Origin of the sequence: Methylophaga sp. UBA5088 (genome assembly GCF_002414625.1) — a bacterium.
Lineage (GTDB): Bacteria > Pseudomonadota > Gammaproteobacteria > Nitrosococcales > Methylophagaceae > Methylophaga > Methylophaga marina.
In genome coordinates this window covers 14,145-19,186 of record NZ_DIAC01000112.1, presented here as the reverse complement: position 1 = coordinate 19,186, position 5,042 = coordinate 14,145, and the positions used below count along the sequence as shown (strand labels likewise).

Genomic DNA, 5,042 nt, shown 5'->3' with positions numbered 1-5,042 from the left:
TATATTCAGTGACACCGAAGCTTGCCGTGATGTGTATAGCCTCCAAACCAAAGTCGGTACCCGCAATAAACTCTCTCATATGCTCGGCTACCGCTCTTGCCCCCACATTATCGGTTTCAGGACAGACAATTAAAAATTCCTCACCGCCCCACCGGCCAACAATATCAGTATCTCTTAAATTATCAGACAACATATCAGCAATCTTCTTGATAACTTCATCGCCAACAGTATGCCCATATGTGTCATTCACTTTTTTGAAATGATCGATATCTATGATGATCACAGAAAATTGATGCTGATAGCGGTAATATGTTTGTAGGGCTTTTTCAAATGCTTCGTGTAAATAGTATCGGTTAGGTAAGCCAGTTAACTGGTCATTTTGTGACATACGGACCAGTTTTTTATTTACGGCTTGAAGCTCGTGATTATGACGGTGAATGACGCGGTAGCGATACAAGGACAGTGCCAGAATAATCAGCAAGCCAGCGAGTAGCTTCCACACCAAACTATAATCTGCATCATATTGCACCGTCACAGATAACCATTGATTCATAATCTGCTGACGCTGAGACTCATTTGTTGCGTCAATGGCTTTGTTATAAATGGATAACAGTTCAGGTAAATCGCGTCTTATTCCCACCGACATATCGTAGTGCTCATCAAGCACACCACTTATTTTTAAATGTGAAACGCCGTAAGCCAGCATTTGATAATTGATACTCGGTACAGTATCGATAAAGGCAAACGCCATACCTTTCTCAACTAATTTAAGCCCCTCACCTGCATTATTGACTTCAATAATAGTTAAGTCTGGATAATTATTTTCGATTAATTTAATCGCTGCATAATCTTTCACCATGACAAATTTTTTGTCTTTGACCTGAGCAAGGTTAATGATGAAAGGAATATCAGGATGAGTGGCTAGAGCTAGTGAATACTGAATATGAGGTTTAGTAACGGTTAGATAGTCGCGTCTTTCAGCCAAGTCCTGAGCGCTGGATAAAACATCACACTTTTTTTGTTTAATAAACGCGAGGGATTGTTCCCAGCTATCTGTGTGAATCAAAACAACGGGTTTGCCCATCATTTGAGACCATAATTCATGAAAGCTGGACATGATGCCTGTGTACTGGCCGTTTTTATCGATCCCCTCATAAGGCATCCAGTCGGGGTCGGTGCACAGATGAATTTCATCTATTGAGTCAATAAAATTCTGCTCAGTCTGCGTTAATATGAGTTCAGACTGAGCATTAACCGGCGCCTGCAGTAATATGAAACACCCAAATAACAATACATACTGCAAGCGCATTTTTATCTTCCTTGACGCTATCATTTAACTCACATGCCAATTTATTCTTGGTGTCGAATAAATACCCATTCATCTTTTTTTGACATATCGGCACTGAAACGATAGCCATCAGTGTCAAAATCCTTAATTCTATAAGGATCTTGTAACTCATGCTCAATGATGTAACGACTCATCATACCTCGTGCTTTTTTTGCATAAAAACTGATCATTTTGTACTGACCATTTTTCCAGTCTTTAAACACGGGTGTAATGATTCGAGCCTTTAATTTTTTTGCTTCAACTGCTTTAAAGTATTCATTCGAAGCGAGATTAATCAGCACCTCATCCTGCATGGCATCTTCAGCTTGTAATGATTGGCGAATGTCACTACCCCAAAAAGCATAGAGATCTTTACCTTTGGCATTGTCTAATTTAGTCCCCATCTCAAGACGATAAGGCTGAATCAGGTCCAAAGGTTTCAATACACCGTATAAACCAGACAAAATTCTGAGATGCTTTTGTGCAAATGTCAGCTGCTTTTCATCAAGCGTTTCTGCATCGAGACCGGTATAAACATCCCCTTGAAAAGCCAGAACGGCCTGTTTTGCATTATCAAGACTAAAAGGCGTTTGCCAGGTCTCATATCTTGCTACATTCAACCCGGCTAGCTTATCACTGAGTTTCATCAAACTGGCAATATCTGCTGTACTCATTTGACGCAAGGTGTCAATCAGTTCTTGTGAGTGAGATAAAAATCGGGGTTGTGAGTGTTTTTGTGTTGTGGGTGGCGTATCAAAATCTAAGGTTTTTGCCGGAGAAATAACGGTCAGCATAAATTTTCCTGATCAATTCAAATAATTAAGTTAAAAATGTCAGCGAGTTAGAGGGTGTCATCTTTATCAGGTCTCACCTCAGGTTGAAACGCATTACTTTTCCAGTCATTAAATGGAAAAGGACGGCGTTCACTGGTGTAGGTTAAAAATGCCACCACACGATACACATATTGAGATAGATCGGCTGCAAAATCAGCGATATCTTGATTCGGCTTACCTGTGATAAGGGCAAACAGTAACTGAACCAGCACAACAAGCCAGACAACCATCATGCTTAAATACAAAATAATGGCAAACAGCACCATGTAAATGATGCGTGTCCATTGATTTTTGTTACTCATATTTTCTTTAAGTTGTTCATTATCCATATCTTCTCTCCTTGTATCAGTTCATATTTAACTTTATCACTTCCGCTTTTATCTGGTGAACGCATTTTCACATTGCCAGAGACAACTAGAGCTCAAACGTGATTTATGGGACACTTATTTAATTGTGGCAAAGATAGATAAAATCAACATGAAGACACTCATTGAGCCCGTCATTAACGCGATTGAAAACTTTATTGATCTGACCGGCCGGATGGTTTCATGGCTGGTGTTAGTTATGGTCATTCTCATCTGTTATGACGTCGCCATGCGCTATTTGTTCAACTATGGCTCTGTCGCACTGCAAGAATTGGAGTGGCATCTGTTTGCTCTGGTTTTTTTACTGGGTGGTGCATATACCCTTCGCCATGACGCCCATGTCCGCGTCGATATTCTTTATCATAGCCGGTTTATCAGTGACACTGGCCGCGCTTGGATATCATTACTCGGCACCCTACTATTTTTGTTTCCCTTCAGCATCATGATTGTGATGACAGCATGGCCCTTTGCTGAGAATGCATTTTTTTACAATGAAGGTTCTCCAGACCCGGGAGGGCTACCCTATCGGTTTATTTTAAAAGGCGCGATATTAGCCGCGTTTGTCTTGATTATGCTGCAAGGCCTTGCAGAAATATTGAAAAATTTACAGTTTATCTGCTTTAAGGAGTCTAAATAATGGAGTATTGGGCTCTGGCCATGTTTCTGGTTTTATTTTTACTGCTGTTAATCGGCTACCCGGTTGCTTTTACTTTGGGTGCCATTGCTCTTGGGTTTGGTACGGTTTTCCTGGGTATCGAATTTTTCAGCCTGCTACCGCTCCGCATCTGGGGCATTATGACGAATTTCACTTTATTGGCTGTTCCGTTATTCGTATTCATGGGCGTTATCCTGGAAAAATCAGGTATAGCAGAAGAATTACTGGACACTATGGGCAGGCTATTTGGCAGCTTGCGTGGTGGCCTGGCTATTTCGGTGGTTGTGGTCGGTGCTTTGCTTGCAGCCACCACTGGCGTGGTGGGCGCTTCTGTCGTCACCATGACGGTTATTGCTTTGCCATCCATGCTTAAACGTGGTTATTCACCAGAGCTTGCCAGTGGCACTATTGCCGCTTCTGGGACCTTAGGTCAAATTATTCCTCCCAGTATTATTCTTATCCTGTTAGGTGATGTTGTCGGTGTTCCTGAAGGTGAACTATTTATGGCAGCGGCTGTACCGGGAGCGATGCTGATTTTGGCCTACATTCTTTATGTTGTCTGGACAGCCTGGCGCCACCCTGAATCTGCGCCCGCCATCAAAAGCCTCGCTAATCAATCACCAGACTTACTTTTCAGCGTTATTAAAAGCCTTGTACCACCACTATTATTAATTCTAGCCGTGCTGGGCTCTATTTTCTTTGGTATTGCATCGCCGACTGAGTCCGCTGCTGTGGGAGCGTTAGGCGCGATTGTGCTGGCCGCCATCCATCGACGTATGAACCTGAATAACTTACGCGAAGCACTTCAACGCACGACTCGCCTAACCAGCATGGTATTTATTATTTTTATAGGCGCGACCGCATTCGGTCTGGTCTTTGTCGGTATGGGTGGTGATAAGCTCATTCTCGACCTCTTTACTGCGTTACCCGGTGGGAAATGGACCTTTCTTGTAGTCAGTATGTTGCTTATCTTCTTCTTAGGCTTTTTTCTGGACTTTATTGAAATTTGTTTTATCGTCGTCCCGGTCATTGCTCCCGTTGCCATACATATGGGCATTGATCCATTGTGGTTTGCTTTATTGATAGCACTGAACTTACAAACCTCATTTTTGACACCGCCATTCGGCTTTTCACTGTTTTACTTGAAAGCCAGCGCACCACCCACTTTAAAACTGGAATCCATCTATCGCGGTATCGTGCCATTTGTCGCGATACAAGTGATTGTTTTAGGCTTAATCATTGCCTTTCCGCAAATTAGCCTGTGGTTGCCTGAGATGATGTCAAAGTAAATGTGATTGATGTTTTTTAGGGGAGTTGTTGAGCAAATTAAAAATCACGTTATATGATGAGCTTGTTTAAGCTGTCTTTACACGGTTACGACCACACTCTTTTGCACGATAAAGCGCCTGATCGACTTGCTCTACAAAGTCGACAATTTCATCTTTAGGGGTGGGAACAATCGTTCCTAGGCCTATACTGATAGTCAGCAGTTGTGAAACCTCAGATTCCTGATGGCTGATTTGTAATTTCATCATTAATTGCTGGCAGCGTTCAGCAATTTTTATTGCGGCACTAGCGTCTGTTTCTGGCAGTAACATCACAAATTCCTCACCGCCAAAACGAGCAAAAAAGTCTCTAGAACGCGTTGCCGCCGAGGAGAGTGCCTGGGCGACCTGTTTTAAACAATCATCTCCCTGAATATGACCATAGCAGTCGTTGTATTGTTTAAAAAAATCAATATCCATGACCAGCAAAGAAAGCGGTTGCTGATGGCGTCTGGCCGTCATCCATTCTTCTTCGAATACTTTGTCTAACATGCGTCGGTTAGGTACACCAGTCAGACCATCTTTAAAAGAAAGCTC

General features: G+C 42.3%; 6 protein-coding genes. 2 read left to right on the top strand and 4 right to left on the bottom strand.

Annotation, left to right across the window (positions count from 1 at the left end; translation table 11 throughout):
* The 3 genes from B4K20_RS14275 to B4K20_RS14265 all read right to left on the bottom strand — a co-directional run.
* The coding region (locus tag B4K20_RS14275) for a diguanylate cyclase (protein WP_289283409.1) at positions 1-1,309 on the bottom strand (1,309 nt) is incomplete at its 3' end.
* Between the two features lie 41 nt (positions 1,310-1,350).
* Positions 1,351-2,121: a peroxide stress protein YaaA gene (gene yaaA / locus B4K20_RS14270; RefSeq protein ID WP_286304092.1), complete on the bottom strand. Its 771-nt coding sequence runs from the start codon at positions 2,119-2,121 to the stop codon at positions 1,351-1,353.
* Between the two features lie 47 nt (positions 2,122-2,168).
* A complete protein-coding gene (locus tag B4K20_RS14265; RefSeq protein ID WP_289283408.1) occupies positions 2,169-2,489 on the bottom strand; it encodes a DUF4389 domain-containing protein in 321 nt (106 codons plus the stop codon).
* A 148-nt stretch (positions 2,490-2,637) separates the two neighbouring features.
* On the opposite strand from B4K20_RS14265, the gene B4K20_RS14260 reads away from it, so the two are divergent.
* Positions 2,638-3,162, top strand: coding sequence for a TRAP transporter small permease subunit (locus tag B4K20_RS14260; RefSeq protein WP_289283407.1), 525 nt, complete (start codon positions 2,638-2,640; stop codon positions 3,160-3,162).
* Positions 3,162-4,469, top strand: a complete 1,308-nt coding sequence (locus tag B4K20_RS14255; RefSeq protein ID WP_289283406.1) for a TRAP transporter large permease — start codon at positions 3,162-3,164, stop codon at positions 4,467-4,469. The genes B4K20_RS14260 and B4K20_RS14255 overlap by 1 nt, the downstream gene beginning before the upstream one ends.
* A gap of 66 nt (positions 4,470-4,535) precedes the next feature.
* On the opposite strand, the gene B4K20_RS14250 is transcribed toward B4K20_RS14255, so the two are convergent.
* The coding region (locus B4K20_RS14250; protein ID WP_289283405.1) for a diguanylate cyclase at positions 4,536-5,042 on the bottom strand (507 nt) is incomplete at its 5' end.

Excerpts from the sequence above, each read along its gene's own strand:
- yaaA (WP_286304092.1), bottom strand. The coding sequence starts at position 2,121 with ATGCTGACCGTTATTTCTCCGGCAAAAACCTTAGATTTTGATACGCCA.
- B4K20_RS14265 (WP_289283408.1), bottom strand. The coding sequence starts at position 2,489 with ATGGATAATGAACAACTTAAAGAAAATATGAGTAACAAAAATCAATGG.
- B4K20_RS14260 (WP_289283407.1), top strand. The coding sequence starts at position 2,638 with ATGAAGACACTCATTGAGCCCGTCATTAACGCGATTGAAAACTTTATT.
- B4K20_RS14255 (WP_289283406.1), top strand. The coding sequence starts at position 3,162 with ATGGAGTATTGGGCTCTGGCCATGTTTCTGGTTTTATTTTTACTGCTG.